We start from the raw sequence: 16,176 nt of genomic DNA on the forward strand, positions 1-16,176 counted from the left end.
AACCTGAGCTCACCGCGGTGAGCCAGACTGCCAGCGTTATCGTTCACGCCCATCGCGAGCAAGCTCGCTCCTACAGGGACCGCAATAGTTTTTTGTGAGGACACCGTTTTGCGCTCTACCGAAGTCGTGATCATTGGCGCTGGCGCCGCAGGGTTGATGTGTGCGCTGACCGCCGCCGGGCGCGGGCGCAAGGTGTTGCTGCTCGACCATGCCAACAAGGCCGGCAAGAAAATCCTGATGTCGGGCGGTGGCCGCTGCAATTTCACCAACATGTACACTGAACCGAGCAATTTCCTCTCGCAGAACGCTCACTTCTGCAAATCCGCCCTGGCCCGTTATACCCAGTGGGATTTCATCGGCATGGTGGCCAAGCACGGCGTGCCGTACCACGAGAAAAAACTCGGCCAGTTGTTCTGCGATAACAAATCCAGTGACATTCTCGAAATGCTGCTCAACGAGTGCGATCAGGTCGGCGTCAGCCTGCACCTGGACACCTCGATCCAGACCATCGAGAGGCTTGAAAAAGGCTACTTGCTGGACACGACGCTTGACCAAATCACCTGCGAATCCCTGGTGATCGCCACCGGCGGCCTGTCGATCCCGACCCTGGGCGCCACCGGTTTCGGCTATCAAGTGGCCAAGCAGTTCGGCCACGAACTGCTGCCGACCCGCGCCGGCCTGGTGCCGTTCACCATTACCGATCAGCTCAAAGCCTTGTGCACCGAGTTATCCGGAACGTCGGTGGATTGCCTGGTGAGCTGCAACGACCAGAGCTTCCGCGAGAACATCCTGTTCACCCACCGCGGCCTCAGCGGCCCGGCGATTTTGCAGATTTCGTCGTTCTGGGAATCCGGCGACACCGTCGAGATCAACCTTCTGCCGGATCACGACGTACCGAGCTGGCTGCAACAGCAACAGGCCGAACGCCCCAACAGCGAGCTGAAAACCCTGCTCGGTGAAATCTTCACCAAGAAGATGGCCAACCTGCTGGCGGACAACTGGTTCGTCTCCAAACCGATGAAGCAGTACACCCACGCGGAACTGGCCGATATCGCGGAAAAACTGGCGAGCTGGAAAGTCGTACCCGCCGGCACCGAAGGCTATCGCACCGCCGAGGTGACCCTGGGCGGCGTCAACACCAATGAAGTGTCGTCCAAGACCATGGAATCGCTGAAGAGCCCGGGGCTGTACTTCGTCGGCGAAGTGCTCGACGTGACCGGGCATCTGGGCGGGTTCAACTTCCAGTGGGCGTGGGCATCGGGCTACGCGGCTGCGCAGTACGTCTGATTCAAAAATCAATACAACCCCTGTGGGAGCGAGCTTGCTCGCGATGAGGCCATAACATTCAACAGAGATGTTGACTGACAGGCCGCCATCGCGAGCAAGCTCGCTCCCACAGGGGTTTGAAGTGCCTGACAAGGAACAGATTTTGCTGTCTGATGTGATCGACGCCATTGCGTCGGCGTCATTAGTGGCTCAATTTAGCGTCATTGCCTCGGAAGGCCTTCGCATTTCATGTCATCGACTTCGTTCCGCCAGTCTCTGCGTCGCCTTTGGGCGCTGGATAAGTTCAGCTACAGCGTGCGGGTATTCATTGCCCTGACCGGCACCATGGCGCTGTGTTGGTATCAGGATGAAATGGGCCTTCTGATCCCGTTGTTCCTGGGGATCATCGCCAGTGCCCTGGCCGAGACCGACGACAGCTGGCAGGGCCGTCTCAACGCACTGGCAGTGACGCTGGTGTGTTTTGCGGTCGCCGCCCTCTCCGTCGAACTGCTCTTCCCCTACCCCCCGCTGTTTATCATCGCCTTCGCCCTGGCCGCATTCTGCCTGACCATGCTCGGCGCCCTCGGCGAGCGCTATGGCGCGATTGCCTCGGCGACGTTGATCCTTTCGGTCTACACCATGATCGGCGTGGACCAGCGTGGCGGTGCGGTCACCGACGTCTGGCACGAGCCGATGCTGCTGGTGGCCGGTGCTGCCTGGTACGGCTTGCTGTCGGTGTTGTGGCAGGCGCTGTTTTCCAATCAGCCGGTGCAGCAGAGCCTGGCACGGCTGTTCCGCGAGCTGGGCTTTTACCTGAAGCTCAAATCCTCGCTGTTCGAGCCGATCCGGCAGATGGACGTGGAGGCGCGGCGTCTGGAGTTGGCCCAACAGAACGGCCGGGTGGTGGCCGCACTGAACGCCGCCAAGGAGATCATCCTGCACCGGGTCGGCAACGGGCGCCCGGGGTCGAAAGTCAGCCGCTACCTCAAACTGTACTTCCTCGCCCAGGACATCCACGAGCGTGCCAGTTCGTCGCACTACCCGTACAACGCCCTGGCCGACGCCTTCTTCCACAGCGACGTGCTGTTCCGCTGCCAACGCCTGTTGCGCCAGCAAGGCAAGGCCTGCCGGGCACTGGCCGAATCGATCCAGATGCGCCAGCCGTTCACCTATGACGCCAGTTTCGCCGAGGCCCTGAGCGACCTGGATGCCTCTCTCGAACACCTGCGCATCCAGAGCAACCCGGCCTGGCGCGGCTTGCTGCGTTCACTGCGGGCACTGGCAGCCAACCTCGGCACCCTCGACCGCTTGCTCAGCGATGCCAGTAACCCCGACGCCCTGGCCGACGCCACCGACAGCAGCCTGCTCGACCGTTCGCCGCGCAGCCTCAAGGACGTGTGGCTTCGCTTGCGCACGCAGCTGACGCCGACCTCGCTGCTGTTCCGCCATGCCCTGCGATTGCCCCTGGCCTTGAGCATCGGCTACGCCATGGTGCATTTGATTCACCCGTCCCAAGGCTACTGGATCATCCTCACCACGCTGTTCGTTTGCCAACCGAACTACGGCGCCACTCGCCGCAAACTCGGTCAACGGATCATCGGCACCGCCATTGGCCTGACACTGGCCTGGGCGCTGTTCGACCTGTTCCCGAACCCGCTGATCCAGTCATGCTTCGCCATCGCCGCCGGGGTGGTGTTCTTTACCAACCGCACCACCCGCTACACCCTGGCGACGGCGGCAATCACCCTGATGGTGCTGTTCTGCTTCAACCAGGTAGGTGACGGTTACGGACTGTTCCTGCCACGCTTGTTCGATACCTTGCTCGGCAGCCTGATTGCCGGGCTGGCGGTGTTCCTGTTCCTGCCGGACTGGCAGGGCCGACGCCTGAACAAAGTGCTGGCCAACACCCTGGCCTGCAACAGCATCTACCTGCGCCAGATCATGCAGCAATACGCTGCGGGTAAAAGCGACGACCTGGCTTACCGCCTGGCCCGCCGCAACGCGCACAACGCCGACGCGGCACTGTCGACCACACTGGCCAACATGCTGATGGAGCCGGGACATTTCCGAAAGGAGGCGGATGTGGGCTTCCGCTTCCTGGTGCTGTCACACACGCTACTCAGTTACCTGTCGGGCCTGGGCGCACACCGGGAAACCCAACTGCCGACGGACGTGCGTGAACATTTGATCGAAGGGGCCGGAGTGAAACTGGCCGCCAGCATCGACGAGATCGCCCAAGGGCTGGCGAGCAAGTCTTCGATTGAAATTCAGAGCGATGAAGAAGAAGCACTGGCCAATGAACTGGAACAGATGCCTGATGAAATCGATGAGGGGCAGCGGTTGGTGCAGACGCAACTGGCGCTGATCTGCCGGCAGTTGGGGCCGCTGAGGACGTTGGCGGCGCATCTGATCAAGGACACCAGTGAGGATTGAGATCTGTGGTGTCTGGGCGGGCCTCATCGCGAGCAAGCTCGCTCCCACAGGGGGCTCTGGTGTTCACAAAACTTGTGTCGACTGAAGATCTACTGTGGGAGCGAGCTTGCTCGCGATGAGGCCATCAGCAACAACACAGAAACTGGCTCAACCCACTCACATCCCATGCCGTTTCATCAACTTGTCATAACTCCCGTCCACCTTCATCGCCGCTATCTCGCGGTCGAAACCGGCGACGATCCGTGCATGCTCGGGATTCTTCAGGCTGACCATGATATGCAGGCTGTTCTCGCTCAATGGCTTGGGCAGGAACTCCACGGCGTTCCGCACCTTGGGTGACTCACGGGCCAGGTAGTAACGGGCGACGAATTCATCTTCCAGCGTCAGCTTGACCCGGTCGGCCGCGAGCATGCGCACCGCCATGGCGAAACTGTGCACAGGGACTTTCTGCAACGACTCGTCGTTGTCGAACGGGGGCGAATAGGCGTATCCACGCACCACGGCAATCGGATAGGTGTGCAATTGCTGCAGGTTGTTGAATTCGACGGGCGCGTCTTTGCGCTTGAGAAAGCGCACGCGATTGAGCAGGTACTCGCCGGAGAACTGGCCAAGCCTGGTCCGCTCCTCCGAGTACCAGGCGTTGACCAGCACGTCGTATCGGCCCTCGCCCAATCCCATCAAGGCCCGTGCCCAGGGCACCTGCTCGAACTCACTGGCGTAGCCAGCCCTGGCGAGCGCGGTACTGACAATATCCGTCGCCAGACCGCCGTTGACGAGCGTGGAATCGGTAAAGGGAGGCCAGGCATCAGCGACCAGCCGCAGTTTTTCTGCCGCTGCTCCCTGACCCAGCAACAGCAATCCAATCAAGGCCAAAGCTCGATGCAATCGCGGCATGCCAGAAAATCCTTAGCGGGCGGCTTGCCCGACGTGTTTTCAGCCAAAACCCCAAGGCCCCTGTACCGGCAAGGCCCGGGTACTCAACATTCGCTCATCGAAGCCATAGCACAGCGCTTCGGTCCAGATTACACAAAGAAGACATCCGCGCGAAAAATGAATGATGGCATTTTGGCCTTTGTCACAGATTCTTCCGCCATAAAGACTTCTGGCGTGAGTGCGCTTAGTATCGGAACGACGTTTTCAGGGAATCAAAACATGACAGTCGACTGGATCTGCAAACACCACAGCGACCTGGGCAAGGAGCAGCTGTACGCCATTTTGCAGTTGCGTGCAGAAGTGTTCGTCGTTGAACAGAAATGCGTTTACCAGGATATCGATGGCCAGGATCTGGAAGGTGACACCCTCCACGTGATGGCCTGGGACGGTAACCGGCTGGTGGCCTACTTGCGCCTGCTTGACCCGCAATCACAGGGCGGCGATGTGGTGATCGGGCGGGTGATCATTGCACCCCAGGCACGCGGTGCCGGGCTGGGGCATGAGCTGATGGAACAGGCACTCAAACAGATCGAAAAATACTGGCCCGGTCTGCCGGTCTACCTCTCGGCCCAGGCGCATTTGCAGGGGTATTACGGGCGGTACGGGTTTGTCGTGGCGGGTGAGGAATATGTCGAGGATGGCATTCCACACATTGGCATGCGTCGCCCCTGAAGGCCCTATCGCGAGCAAGCTCGCTCCCACACTGGATTGGGTTCACAACTCAAATCAACTGTGGGAGCGAGCTTGCTCGCGATGGCGTCAGCTCAGGCACCGCAAATCTCAGGGATACTCCAACACCGCCTTGATCTGCCGCAGATTGCGCTCGATCCAACCGCGATCGATCGCACCCCACTCGCGAATCCGATAGCGCCCCGCATGGTTGCGCGCGCCCTCTTCCTGCTCGAACTCACAAATGATATCCAGATCCGCCAACGCCGCGATGGTGTCCTGTGCCGTGCGCCGGGGCATACCGGTGACTTCGGTCAGCGCCGGGACGCTGCTGGCCAGCCCGCTGTCGATCAGGTACGCCACGTACAACCGGCGATAGAAGCTGCTCTTGGTCTTGCTCACGTCCATCCAATGCTCCTTAAAAGGTCGCAGCCTGCGGCAGCTCCTACAGATCCCGCCACGTCAGGTACACCCGCACATCAAATTCCACCTGGTGATAACCCGGCAGCATGTGTTCGCACAGTTTGTAGAATGCCTTGTTGTGGTCCGATTCCTTGAAGTGCGCCAGCTCATGCACCACGATCATTTTCAGGAACTCGCAAGGCGCTTCCTTGAACAGCGAAGCGATGCGGATTTCCTTCTTGGCCTTGAGCTTGCCACCCTGCACCCGTGAAATCGTGGTGTGCAGGCCAAGGGCACGGTGGGTCAGGTCCAGACGGTTGTCGAACAGCACCTTGTCGATGGCCGGAGCGTTACGCAAGTACTCCTGCTTGAGGTCCAGAGCATAGGTGTACAGCGCCTTGTCGCTCTGCACCCCGTGCTTTTGCGGGTAACGCTGGTTCAGGTAATCGCCCAGCCGACCGTCGGCGATCAGCTGGCGTACCTGGTCCTGCAAGGTGGCGGGATAGGCCTGGAGATATTTCAACACGGTCATCGGGGCGGCAATACAGGTCACTAAAAGGTCGCCAGTGTAGCGAATTCAGCGGGGCAGCGCGCTCCAGTCAAACGGCTGGACAAAGACCCCGGTGTCTTCGGCCATCATCGGCCGGGCCACCAGAAAACCTTGCACATATTCACAGCTGTTGGCTTGCAGCCATTCATACTGAGCGACGGTTTCCACCCCTTCGGCAATCACCAATATTCCGAACTGCTTGCACAGGTCGATCACACTGCGCACCAGCGCCGCATCCCTTGCCGAATCCGGCAACCGGGCGATCAAATGGCGGTCGATCTTCAGAGTATCCAGCGCCAGGTCGCGCAAGTGCGTCAGGGAACACGGTCCGACCCCGAAGTCATCCAATGCCACGCGTACGCCCAGATTGTGCAGCAGGCGCAATTGCTTGCGGGTTTCTTCGGGGTTGCGCATCAAGGCCTCTTCCGTGACCTCGACTTCCAGATGATGCGGTTGCAAGCCATGACGCTCCAGCACCTGGCGCAACTCGGTGACCAGGTTGGGCATGCCGAACTGCGTACTGCTCAAGCTGACGCCGAGCACCAGGTCCTCGGCAAACAGGGACTCCCAGGCTTTGCGTTGCCCGGCGCCGCGATGGTAAATCCAGCTGCCCAGGCGACTGATCAGCCGCGCCTCCTCCAGCAATGGCAAAAACAGCCCCGGGGGGACATCGCCAACGCTCGGATGCTGCCAGCGCAACAAGGCCTCGAAGCCACGAATCCGCCCGTCGGCAATCGCAACCTGAGGCTGATACACCAGATTGAAATCCCGCTTCTCGATGGCCGTGCGCACACTTTCTTCCAGCATCAGCCGCGTGCGCGCCCGGCCGTTCATTTCATGATCGTAGAAGCGATATTGCTGGCGGCCGGCACGCTTGGCCTCGTACATGGCAATGTCGGCCGCCCGCATCATCCCGTCGAGATTGGCGCCGCAATCAGGGAACGTGGCAATGCCGATGCTGGCACCCAGAGCGATATCGAGGCCGTCGATCTGCTGACAGATCGACACTCGCTCGATGAGCTTCTCGGCAATCTTCGCCGCCTGCTCGGGGAACTCCAGATCCAGCAGCGCGGTGAACTCGTCGCCGCCCATCCGCGCCAGAATGTCGAAGGGCCGCAGGCAAGCCTTCAACTGTTCGGAGACCCAGCGCAGCACCCGATCGCCGGCATCGTGCCCGAGCGAATCATTGACTCGCTTGAAGCCGTCGAGGTCCAGATACATCAGGACCCAGGAGCTGTCGGAACGCTCACCGCGCAACAGCAGGTTCTCTACGGTCTGGTAGAAACCCCGGCGGTTGAGCAATCCGCTCAGCGGATCGGTGACCGCCTGAAACTCCAGTTGCTGATGCAGATGGCGCACCACCGACATGTCCAGCACGGTCACGACCATCGCATGTTGCTCGGCGGGCAATGGCGCGCAGGACAAGGCCACCGGCACTTGCTGCCCGGGTGCCGTACGTAGCAGGGCATCGTGCAGGCGCAAGGTTTCGCCTCGTTTGTATCCGGCCAGCAACTCGGAGTCGGCCCAGATCGGGATATGCGGTTTTTGCAGGTAGTCCAGAAACTCCTTGCCTTGCAGTTCCTGCACCGGGGCATTGAGCAACCGTGAAATCGCCGGATTGGCAAAACGAATCAGACCGTCCTCACCCAATACCAGAATGCCTTCGGCTGCGTTTTCCAGCACCGACGCATTAAAGGCACGAGCCGCTTCCAGATCATGACTCAGGCGCTGCAAGGCCCGGCGGTTACGCTGGTGCTCGAGCAACGCCTGGACCTTGGGCGTAAAGACCTGTGGGTCGAACGGCTTGAACAGATAATCCACCGCACCACTGGCATAGCCCTTGATCACGGCATCCTGGGACTGTTCGTTGGCGGTCAGGAAAATGATCGGCGTCAGACGGGTCCGCTGGCTACCGCGCATCAGGCGCGCCACTTCATAACCGTCCATGTCCGGCATCTGCACGTCCAGAAGCACCAGGTCGATATCGTGTTCAAGTAACAAGCCGAGGGCCTCGAAACCCGAGGTGGCAGTAATGACCCGCCAGCCCTGGCGCTGTAACAACGCGCGCATGCTGATCAGGTTTTCGGGGTAATCGTCGACGACTAAAAGGGTTGAGCTGCCTTCTACTGGCGTAGGTTGCGCGCATTCCATGCTGCTTCTCTAATTGCGGGGTGTCAGGCCGGTTTCTCGTGAAAACCGGACAAATACTGCGTCTTCACTCTAGACCCGGTTCTGCAAAAGCAGAAGGTGTCAGTAAGCCATCATTTAATCATAGTGTCTTTTTACCGACTAACGGTCGATGGTTCAGGCGATGGAAACCGGGAAAGATGTCGCTTCGACAGGATGTTGACGTCAGCCACCCGTCAGACGGGCATTAACAAAATCTCCCGCTACGCTTATAAAGGCCGCCCCCGAAGGTGCGGGCTAGAGCTTCTGGCACGTCCGTGCAGCATGAATCAAGTGGAAGAACCGACATGATCGATCTTGCAACCTGGAACCTCAGCGTCCCCGTTGGCAGCCCGCCGTACACCGTCGAAACCGCCAAGCTGGTGGACGGTTTCAAGGATCAATACTTCCATTCAGACACAGGCACATTGTTTTTCTGGACGCCCGTGACCGGCTCCCGTACCGAAAACGCAATTTATCCACGTACCGAATTGCGTGAAACCTACAGCAACGGCACGTTGAAAAACTGGTACTACCCGGACGCCGACAATTTGTTGTATGCCACTCTGGCAGTGAACCAGGTGCCGAGTTCCGGGAAAATCGTCATCGGCCAGATCCATGCCTATCAAAGCCAGAAACCTCTGGTGAAGGTTGAATACCAATACAAAACCAGTACAGCCACCGGCAATATCGTCGCCAAGGTCCGGATGCATCCCGATGACGATACAGGCCGGGTGATCATCGTTGCGACGGGGGTGAAACTCGATCAGGAGTTCAACTACCTCATTCACCTCAGCCCCGGTGGCGCCTTGGGCATCAGTGCGGCAGGTTATCAATGGGATACGCAAATCAGCACAACCTGGCGTGACAAACCGCTGTATTTCAAGGCCGGGGTCTATGTACAGGACAACACCGGGTACACCACTGAAGGCGGCAAAGTGACCTTCAGCAAGCTGGATATCGATCACAACAATTGATATCGAGGCACTGTTGATCTTGTGGGAGCGGGCTTGCTCGCGAAGGCGTAATGTCAGACGACATTAATGTTGAATGACACACCGCTTTCGCGAGCAAGCCCGCTCCCACACTGACCGCGTCGATCCTGGATCATCGCCCACAAAAAACCCGCCTCTCGGCGGGTTTTTCATCAAGGCAGTTTAACGCTCAGGCTTAGTTGACCTTGGCGTTCAACTCACCTTTCAGGTAACGCTGATACATGCCTTCCAGCGAGATCGCCTTGATCTTCGAAGCGTTGCCGGCAGTACCGAAGGCTTCGTAGCGAGCGATACACACGTCACGCATGGCGGTGACGGTGGCGCCGAAGAATTTACGTGGGTCGAACTCGCTCGGGTTGGTGGCCATCAGGCGACGCATTGCGCCAGTGGATGCCAGGCGCAGGTCGGTGTCGATGTTGACCTTGCGCACGCCGTGCTTGATGCCTTCGACGATTTCTTCAACCGGTACGCCGTAGGTTTCCTTGATGTCGCCGCCGTACTGGTTGATGATCGCCAGCCACTCTTGCGGAACCGAAGACGAACCGTGCATCACCAGGTGAGTGTTCGGAATGCGCTTGTGGATTTCTTTGATACGGTCGATGGCCAGCACGTCGCCGGTAGGCGGCTTGGTGAACTTGTAGGCGCCGTGGCTGGTGCCGATGGCGATGGCCAGGGCATCCACCTGAGTGCGTTTTACGAAGTCAGCGGCTTCTTCCGGGTCGGTCAGCATCTGGCTGTGATCCAGGACGCCTTCGGCGCCGATGCCGTCTTCTTCACCGGCCATGCCGGTTTCCAGCGAACCCAGGCAGCCCAGCTCGCCTTCTACCGAAACGCCGCAGGCGTGAGCCATGGCTACGGTTTGTTGGGTCACACGCACGTTGTAGTCGTAGTCGGTCGGGGTCTTGCCGTCTTCACCCAGGGAGCCGTCCATCATCACCGAGCTGAAGCCCAGCTGGATGGAGCGCTGGCAGACGTCAGGGCTGGTGCCGTGGTCCTGGTGCATGCACACCGGGATGTGCGGGAATTCTTCGATGGCTGCCAGGATCAGGTGACGCAGGAACGGTGCACCGGCGTATTTGCGAGCACCGGCCGAAGCCTGGACGATCACCGGGGAGTCAGTCTTGTCAGCGGCTTCCATGATGGCGCGCATCTGCTCAAGGTTGTTGACGTTGAAGGCTGGAACGCCGTAGCCGAACTCGGCTGCGTGGTCCAGCATCTGGCGCATGCTGATAAGTGCCATTGTGTATATCTCTCCCGGTTGAGGGTCGTTAATCGTGCCAGCCTGCCGTAGCGGCGGCGGCTATTCAAGTTATTGCAGATCGGGGGTTGGGCCCGGCTGCGAATTCAGGTGTTACCAAAATCTTAAATACGACACAAAAACCCTGTGGGAGCGAGCTTGCTCGCGATGGGGGCGGCACATTCAGCATTGATGTGACTGTGATACCGCTATCGCGAGCAAGCTCGCTCCCACAAATGGATCTCTGTATACCAAATCAATCGTATTATTCAGCCTTACAACCGCGGCCAATCAAATCATTGGTGGCGACCCAGTAAACCAGGCCTTCCTCACCTTTTATGTGAAACGCCAGCATGTCATTGCTGTACAGCGAACCCGATGCACCCGGTTCCTGTTTCAAGCGGTAGACCTGATCGGCACCGCCCAGACGCACGTCGACTTCCCTAAGGCTGTCGTCGGTGTAGCGCCACAGCACTTTGGCTTGGCTGTCGCAGGTCCAGGTGGTCCAGTTATCCACAGGCGCGGACGACTGGAACGGGTTCAACTGAGCACAACCAGCCAACAGCGCCAGCGCCGTAACGGCGATAAAACCTTTCATCCATGTCCCTCGACTGACGGCACACGCCGCCAGCCCTGAGTAAAGAGTCAGACCCGTCAAGGGCAGCCATGTTCCTTGGCGGGTGCCCGGGTCTCGTATTTGTCCAGGCCCTCGGGCCCGGAGCGCTTGTTGAGCACCGGGTTGGTTTCCGCCTGCCAGTCGGCCTGATAACAGCCGCTGCGTGACGCAGGCGCCTCGGGTTCCGGCGTGGCTTTCGGGCTGCTCCCGCAAGCCGCCAGTGAACCCGCGACGATCAACAGCGCTAACGTCTTGACCATGTCAACACTCCCTTGCCTGGTCAAACGGGCGACCCTCAGGCCTTGGCCCGGCTTTCCAGGACTTCAACGGCTGGCAGGACCTTGCCTTCGACGAATTCGAGGAACGCACCGCCACCGGTAGAAATGTAGGAGATCTGCTCTGCCACGCCATACTTGTCGATGGCCGCCAGGGTGTCGCCACCGCCGGCAATGGAGAACGCCGCGCTATCCGCGATGGCCTGGGCCAGTACCTTGGTGCCATTGCCGAACTGATCGAATTCGAACACGCCGACCGGACCGTTCCACAGGATAGTCTTGGACGACTTCAGCAGCTCGGCGAAATTCGCCGCGGTCTGCGGACCGATGTCCAGGATCATGTCGTCGGCAGCGACGTCAGCGATCAACTTGACGGTCGCAGCGGCGCTTTCCGCGAATTCCTTGGCAACCACTACGTCCACTGGCAGCGGTACGCTGACCTTGGCGGCGATGGCGCGAGCGGTGTCCAGCAGGTCCGGCTCATACAGGGATTTACCGACCGGGTGACCGGCAGCGGCCAGGAAGGTGTTGGCGATGCCGCCACCGACGATCAACTGGTTGCAGATCTGGCTCAGGCTATTCAGCACGTCGAGTTTGGTCGACACCTTGGAGCCGGCAACGATAGCCGCCATCGGCTGGGCCGGGGCACCCAGGGCTTTGCCCAGTGCCTCCAGTTCAGCGGCCAGCAGCGGGCCGGCAGCAGCGACTTTGGCGAACTTGGCCACGCCGTGGGTCGAACCCTCGGCACGGTGAGCGGTACCGAAGGCGTCCATCACGAACACGTCGCACAGGGCGGCGTATTGCTGGGCCAGTTCGTCAGCGTTCTTTTTCTCGCCTTTGTTGAAGCGCACGTTTTCGAACAGCACGATGTCGCCCGCTTTCACGTCAACACCGCCCAGGTAATCGGCCACCAGCGGCACTTCACGACCCAGAGCACGGCTCAGGTAGTCGGCGACTGGCTTGAGGCTGTTCTCGGCCGAGAACTCGCCTTCGGTCGGACGGCCAAGGTGCGAGCAGACCATCACGGCCGCGCCTTTTTCCAGGGCCAGCTTGATGGTCGGCAGCGAGGCCAGGATACGCGCATCGCTGGTGACAACACCGTCCTTGACTGGAACGTTGAGGTCTTCGCGGATCAATACGCGCTTACCTTGCAGATCGAGGTCGGACATCTTCAACACGGTCATGGGTCGCACTTCCTACGGTTTTTTTGAAGTTGCTGTTTGCAGATAGTGTTCTGCAACGTCCAGCATTCGGTTGGCAAAACCCCATTCATTGTCGAACCAGGCCAGGATGTTCACCAGCCGAGGGCCGGAAACGCGGGTCTGACTGGCATCGACGATCGCCGAATGTGGGTCATGGTTGAAATCACAGCTTGCGTGGGGTAGCTCGGTGTAGGCCAGCAGGCCTTTGAGCGGGCCGCTGGTGGCGGCTTCGCGCAGGATCCGGTTTACCTCGGTGGCGTCGGTCGCGGTGGCGGTCTGCATCGTGATATCGAGGCAGGACACGTTGACCGTCGGCACCCGCACGGCTTTGGCCTGAATTCGTCCGGCAAGTTCCGGCAGCAGGCGTTCGATACCTCGTGCCAGACCGGTGGACACCGGAATCACCGACTGGAACGCCGAACGGGTACGGCGCAGGTCTTCGTGGTGATAGGCATCGATGACCGGCTGATCGTTCATCGCCGAGTGAATGGTGGTGATCGACACGTAGTCCAGACCAATGGCCTGATTCAGCAGGCGCAACAGCGGCACGCCGCAGTTGGTGGTGCAGGACGCGTTGGACACCAGCAATTCGTCGCCGGTCAGGCAGTCCTGGTTCACGCCGTAGACGATGGTCGCGTCAACGTCCGTCTCGCTGGCCATCGGCTGGGAAAACAACACACGCGGGGCGCCGGCGTCGAGGAAACGCTGGCCGTCTTCGCGAGTGTGATAAGCGCCGGAGCACTCCAGCACCAGATCGACGCCCAGGGACGCCCAATCGATGCCTTCGGGGGTGGCACTGCGCAGGACCTTCACGCAGTCGCCATTAATATGCAGACAATCGCCCTCGACCTTCACTTCGCCGGGGAACCGGCCATGGGTGGAGTCAAAGCGTGTCAGGTATTCGATACTGGCCATGTCCGCCAGATCGTTGATCGCGACAATCTCGAACCCGGCCTTTTCGCCTCGCTCGAACAACGCACGCAAGACGCAACGACCAATCCGGCCGTAGCCGTTGAGTGCAACTTTGTAGGGACGCGGTTGAGGCATGGGGTTCTCGATAGACGCAGGCAAACGAATTCTCGTTAACAACACAACCCTTGTAGGAGCGAGCTTGCTCGCGATGGTGGCCCAGACAACGCGGGCATTCAGGCATCCAGCGTTATCCTTAATGACCATCGCGAGCGAGCTCGCTCCTACAGGGGGTTCGCGGTGGTCAGAAACCACCGCGTTGTGCTTAGTCTTCCAGCAGCTCTTCAGCCTGACCCAGGATGTTTTCCAGGGTGAAGCCGAACTCTTCGAACAAGGCCGGCGCAGGCGCCGACTCGCCGTAGGTGGTCATGCCGATCACGCGGCCTTCCAGGCCCACGTACTTGTACCAGTAGTCCGCGTGGGAAGCTTCGATGGCGATACGGGCGCTGACCTGCAACGGCAGGACCGATTGCTTGTAGCCGGCGTCCTGGGCATCGAACACGCTGGTGCACGGCATGGAAACCACACGCACCTTGCGGCCCTGCTCGGTCAGTTTGTCGAAGGCCTGAACGGCCAGGCCGACTTCCGAGCCGGTGGCGATCAGGATCAGCTCAGGCTCGCCTGCGCAGTCCTTCAACACGTAACCGCCACGCGCGATCTCTTCGATCTGAATCGCATTGCGGGTTTGGTGCTGCAGGTTCTGACGCGAGAAGATCAGGGCTGAAGGACCGTCCTTGCGCTCCAATGCGCACTTCCAGCTCACCGCCGATTCAACGGCGTCGGCTGGGCGCCAGGTATCGAGGTTCGGCGTGCAGCGCAGGCTGGCCAGTTGCTCGATTGGCTGGTGAGTCGGGCCGTCTTCGCCCAGACCGATGGAGTCGTGGGTGTAGACGTGGATCACCCGCTGTTTCATCAGGGCCGACATGCGCACCGCGTTACGCGCGTATTCCATGAACATCAGGAAGGTCGCGCCGTAAGGCACCAGGCCACCGTGCAGCGCAACGCCGTTCATGATCGCCGTCATGCCGAATTCACGCACGCCGTAGTACATGTAGTTGCCGCTGGCATCTTCGGCGGTAACACCTTTGCAACCTTTCCACAGGGTCAGGTTGGAACCGGCCAGGTCAGCCGAACCGCCGAGGAACTCAGGCAGCAACGGGCCGAACGCATTCAGGGCGTTCTGGCTGGCTTTACGGCTGGCGATGGTTTCGCCCTTGGCCGCCACTTCGGCGATATAGGCCGAGGCTTTTTCGCTGAAGTCAGCTGGCAGGTCACCGCTCAGACGACGCACCAGTTCGTTGGCTTCAGTCGGGAACGCGGCGGAGTAAGCAGAGAAACGCTGGTCCCACTCGGCTTCAACAGCGCGACCGGCTTCCTTGGCGTCCCACTCGGCATAGATATCGGCCGGGATTTCGAACGGGCCGTGATTCCATTTCAGCGCCGCACGGGTCAGGGCGATTTCCGCGTCACCCAGCGGGGCGCCGTGGCAATCTTCCTTGCCTTGCTTGTTCGGAGAACCGAAACCGATGGTGGTCTTGCAGCAGATCAGGGTTGGCTGCTCGCTTTTACGTGCAGTGTCGATCGCCGTCTTGATCTCTTCCGGGTCGTGACCGTCGACATTGCGGATCACTTGCCAGTTGTAGGACTCAAAACGCTTCGGGGTGTCGTCGGTGAACCAGCCTTCGACTTCGCCATCAATGGAGATGCCGTTGTCATCGTAGAAGGCGATCAGCTTGCCCAGGCCCAGGGTACCGGCCAGGGAAGCGACTTCGTGGGAAATGCCTTCCATCATGCAGCCATCACCCAGGAACACATAGGTGTGGTGGTCGATAATGTTGTGACCAGGACGGTTGAACTGCGCAGCCATGACTTTTTCAGCCAGAGCAAAACCCACGGCGTTGGCCAGGCCCTGGCCCAGTGGACCGGTGGTGGTTTCTACGCCTGGGGTGTAGCCGAGTTCCGGGTGGCCCGGGGTGCGGCTGTGCAGTTGACGGAACTGCTTGAGGTCATCGATCGACAGGTCGTAGCCGGTCAGGTGCAGCAGCGAGTAGATCAGCATCGAGCCGTGGCCGTTGGACAGCACGAAGCGGTCACGGTCGGCAAACGAAGGATTGCTCGGGTTGTGCTTGAGGTAGTCGCGCCAAAGCACTTCGGCGATATCTGCCATACCCATAGGGGCACCGGGATGGCCGCTGTTGGCTTTTTGCACGGCATCCATGCTGAGGGCACGAATGGCGTTGGCACGCTCACGACGGCTAGGCATCGCTGTTCTCCTGGGGGCTTGATTAAAACGAAACGGAAAAAAGGCGAGCATTTTCCCTCACCGGGCCGCCTCGGGGCAATGACAGATAGTCATCTGAAGGCGTTTTTCCAATGGATAACGACGTATTCGCCTGGTGAAACCTTTCCGCCGTCCGATTGTTGACAAAAGCTAACGTCGAGAAGTGCCATCTATCGAGCAAT

At 59.8% G+C, this 16,176-nt stretch carries 14 protein-coding genes; 4 read left to right on the forward strand and 10 right to left on the reverse strand.

The annotated features are described in order from the left end of the window. Positions 1–108 precede the first annotated feature (108 nt). Positions 109–1,287 carry a BaiN/RdsA family NAD(P)/FAD-dependent oxidoreductase gene (locus PSJE_RS17560; RefSeq protein ID WP_090451865.1) on the forward strand — a complete coding sequence of 393 codons (1,179 nt, stop codon included), beginning with the start codon at positions 109–111 and terminating at the stop codon, positions 1,285–1,287. A gap of 228 nt (positions 1,288–1,515) precedes the next feature. Further along, a complete protein-coding gene (yccS, locus tag PSJE_RS17565; RefSeq protein WP_090451867.1) occupies positions 1,516–3,699 on the forward strand; it encodes a YccS family putative transporter in 2,184 nt (727 codons plus the stop codon). A gap of 156 nt (positions 3,700–3,855) precedes the next feature. Here yccS and PSJE_RS17570 read toward each other — a convergent pair whose 3' ends face one another. Then, positions 3,856–4,593, reverse strand: coding sequence for a substrate-binding periplasmic protein (locus PSJE_RS17570; RefSeq protein WP_090451868.1), 738 nt, complete (start codon positions 4,591–4,593; stop codon positions 3,856–3,858). A 258-nt stretch (positions 4,594–4,851) separates the two neighbouring features. Between PSJE_RS17570 and PSJE_RS17575 the strand changes: the two genes are divergently transcribed. Beyond that, complete coding sequence (locus PSJE_RS17575; RefSeq protein ID WP_057712970.1) at positions 4,852–5,304, forward strand: GNAT family N-acetyltransferase; 453 nt, start codon at positions 4,852–4,854, stop codon at positions 5,302–5,304. A 108-nt stretch (positions 5,305–5,412) separates the two neighbouring features. On the opposite strand, the gene PSJE_RS17580 is transcribed toward PSJE_RS17575, so the two are convergent. Genes PSJE_RS17580 through PSJE_RS17590 form a run of 3 tightly spaced genes read right to left on the reverse strand, consistent with a single transcriptional unit; the run spans position 5,413 to position 8,404 of the window. After that, positions 5,413–5,709 carry a winged helix-turn-helix domain-containing protein gene (locus PSJE_RS17580; protein WP_090178776.1) on the reverse strand — a complete coding sequence of 99 codons (297 nt, stop codon included), beginning with the start codon at positions 5,707–5,709 and terminating at the stop codon, positions 5,413–5,415. A 37-nt stretch (positions 5,710–5,746) separates the two neighbouring features. Beyond that, positions 5,747–6,235 (reverse strand): YgjP-like metallopeptidase domain-containing protein, encoded by a 489-nt coding sequence (locus PSJE_RS17585; protein WP_057712969.1) that lies wholly within the window; start codon positions 6,233–6,235, stop codon positions 5,747–5,749. 45 nt (positions 6,236–6,280) lie between these two features. Next, positions 6,281–8,404, reverse strand: coding sequence for a putative bifunctional diguanylate cyclase/phosphodiesterase (locus PSJE_RS17590; RefSeq protein WP_090451870.1), 2,124 nt, complete (start codon positions 8,402–8,404; stop codon positions 6,281–6,283). 323 nt (positions 8,405–8,727) lie between these two features. Between PSJE_RS17590 and PSJE_RS17595 the strand changes: the two genes are divergently transcribed. Next, positions 8,728–9,396 carry a polysaccharide lyase family 7 protein gene (locus PSJE_RS17595; RefSeq protein WP_090451872.1) on the forward strand — a complete coding sequence of 223 codons (669 nt, stop codon included), beginning with the start codon at positions 8,728–8,730 and terminating at the stop codon, positions 9,394–9,396. A 193-nt stretch (positions 9,397–9,589) separates the two neighbouring features. On the opposite strand, the gene fba is transcribed toward PSJE_RS17595, so the two are convergent. The 6 genes from fba to tkt all read right to left on the reverse strand — a co-directional run bounded on the left by fba (position 9,590) and on the right by tkt (position 15,976). Next, the gene (fba, locus tag PSJE_RS17600) at positions 9,590–10,654 is read right to left on the reverse strand and encodes a class II fructose-bisphosphate aldolase (RefSeq protein WP_007981624.1); all 1,065 of its coding nucleotides are present in this window, start codon (positions 10,652–10,654) and stop codon (positions 9,590–9,592) included. A 262-nt stretch (positions 10,655–10,916) separates the two neighbouring features. After that, positions 10,917–11,249 carry an MliC family protein gene (locus PSJE_RS17605; RefSeq protein ID WP_090451874.1) on the reverse strand — a complete coding sequence of 111 codons (333 nt, stop codon included), beginning with the start codon at positions 11,247–11,249 and terminating at the stop codon, positions 10,917–10,919. Positions 11,250–11,305: 56 nt separating this feature from the next. Continuing rightward, entirely contained in the window at positions 11,306–11,527 is a 222-nt protein-coding gene (locus PSJE_RS17610) for a hypothetical protein (protein WP_090451877.1), read from the reverse strand. 35 nt (positions 11,528–11,562) lie between these two features. Next, a complete protein-coding gene (locus PSJE_RS17615) occupies positions 11,563–12,726 on the reverse strand; it encodes a phosphoglycerate kinase (RefSeq protein ID WP_090451879.1) in 1,164 nt (387 codons plus the stop codon). Positions 12,727–12,738: 12 nt separating this feature from the next. Then, positions 12,739–13,791, reverse strand: a complete 1,053-nt coding sequence (epd, locus tag PSJE_RS17620; protein WP_057716543.1) for an erythrose-4-phosphate dehydrogenase — start codon at positions 13,789–13,791, stop codon at positions 12,739–12,741. A gap of 187 nt (positions 13,792–13,978) precedes the next feature. Continuing rightward, positions 13,979–15,976 carry a transketolase gene (gene tkt / locus PSJE_RS17625; protein WP_090451881.1) on the reverse strand — a complete coding sequence of 666 codons (1,998 nt, stop codon included), beginning with the start codon at positions 15,974–15,976 and terminating at the stop codon, positions 13,979–13,981. Positions 15,977–16,176 lie beyond the last annotated feature (200 nt).

This window comes from Pseudomonas jessenii (assembly GCF_002236115.1).
Lineage (GTDB): Bacteria > Pseudomonadota > Gammaproteobacteria > Pseudomonadales > Pseudomonadaceae > Aquipseudomonas > Aquipseudomonas jessenii.

Coding starts and splice junctions, on each gene's coding strand:
- PSJE_RS17575 (WP_057712970.1), top strand. CDS start 4,852: ATGACAGTCGACTGGATCTGCAAACACCACAGCGACCTGGGCAAGGAG.
- PSJE_RS17605 (WP_090451874.1), bottom strand. CDS start 11,249: ATGAAAGGTTTTATCGCCGTTACGGCGCTGGCGCTGTTGGCTGGTTGT.
- PSJE_RS17615 (WP_090451879.1), bottom strand. CDS start 12,726: ATGACCGTGTTGAAGATGTCCGACCTCGATCTGCAAGGTAAGCGCGTA.
- tkt (WP_090451881.1), bottom strand. CDS start 15,976: ATGCCTAGCCGTCGTGAGCGTGCCAACGCCATTCGTGCCCTCAGCATG.
- epd (WP_057716543.1), bottom strand. CDS start 13,791: ATGCCTCAACCGCGTCCCTACAAAGTTGCACTCAACGGCTACGGCCGG.
- PSJE_RS17590 (WP_090451870.1), bottom strand. CDS start 8,404: ATGGAATGCGCGCAACCTACGCCAGTAGAAGGCAGCTCAACCCTTTTA.
- yccS (WP_090451867.1), top strand. CDS start 1,516: ATGTCATCGACTTCGTTCCGCCAGTCTCTGCGTCGCCTTTGGGCGCTG.
- PSJE_RS17595 (WP_090451872.1), top strand. CDS start 8,728: ATGATCGATCTTGCAACCTGGAACCTCAGCGTCCCCGTTGGCAGCCCG.
- PSJE_RS17580 (WP_090178776.1), bottom strand. CDS start 5,709: ATGGACGTGAGCAAGACCAAGAGCAGCTTCTATCGCCGGTTGTACGTG.
- PSJE_RS17585 (WP_057712969.1), bottom strand. CDS start 6,235: ATGACCGTGTTGAAATATCTCCAGGCCTATCCCGCCACCTTGCAGGAC.
- PSJE_RS17570 (WP_090451868.1), bottom strand. CDS start 4,593: ATGCCGCGATTGCATCGAGCTTTGGCCTTGATTGGATTGCTGTTGCTG.
- fba (WP_007981624.1), bottom strand. CDS start 10,654: ATGGCACTTATCAGCATGCGCCAGATGCTGGACCACGCAGCCGAGTTC.
- PSJE_RS17610 (WP_090451877.1), bottom strand. CDS start 11,527: ATGGTCAAGACGTTAGCGCTGTTGATCGTCGCGGGTTCACTGGCGGCT.